Source organism: Streptomyces diastatochromogenes (assembly GCF_002242805.1).
Lineage (GTDB): Bacteria > Actinomycetota > Actinomycetes > Streptomycetales > Streptomycetaceae > Streptomyces > Streptomyces diastatochromogenes.
In genome coordinates, this window is record NZ_MCGQ01000223.1 from 1 (window position 1) to 785 (window position 785).

1 protein-coding gene is annotated in these 785 nt (G+C 76.3%); it reads right to left on the minus strand.

Going from position 1 to position 785, the window contains the following annotated elements; translation table 11 throughout:
* Positions 1-785: hypothetical protein (locus BEK98_RS49485; protein ID WP_167444477.1), on the minus strand; the 785-nt coding region annotated here is incomplete at both ends.

The following is a 785-nucleotide window of genomic DNA, read 5'->3' on the forward strand; positions in this document are numbered from 1 at the left end:
GCGCCAGGTCCTCGGCGACGGGCCGGTACAGCTGCGCCTGGGCCGAGGCGGCCGCGCCGGGCTGGTCGAGCTGGGCCACGAGCCGCTCGGGATCCAGCCGGACGAGCAGCTCGGCGTCCTTGAGGAGACCGGCCAGAGCGCCGGCCCTGGCGGCGTGTGCGGGCACGTACCGCGCGACGTAGGGGTTGGTGGCGCCGCGTCCCCGGTACAGCTCACCGTGGACGTGGCGGAGCACGGCCACCATCGTGGCGTGCGCTTGGGGATCCGGGATGCCGCAGACGCGCAGCACATGGCCGGCGAGCGCCTCGTGGTTGAGCCGGAAGACCGGCTGGCCCGCCTCACCGTGCGCCACGATGTGCGCGCCGCCGACGCCGCGGATCGCGATGACGTCGCCGGCCTCGTAGACGCGGCTGTCCCCTCGCGCCTGGGCCAGTGCCCGCGCCGCCTCGAGCCAGATCCCGTCGTCCTCGGGCAGACCGGCGCCGAAGGAGAGCGCGAGCGGGAGCAGGAGGCCCAGGGCCCAGCCGGCGGCGGGAGCCCCGCCCGGCCCGGCGGTGTCCAGCGCCCGGATCTCGTGGTCCAGGGCCTCGTCCAGCCCCCAGGCCAGCGCCTGCCGGAACTCCTCGTCTTGGGGGCCGGCCGCCCCGTTCAGCCGCAGCAGGGCCGAGCAGTGCAGCTTCGCCACCAGGAAGGTGCCCTCGCTCTGCCGTACCAGGGCCCGGCACACCGCCTCGAGTGTCTCCTCGGCGTCGCGGTAGGGGCTTTCCGGGCCGCCGAGGCGGGCG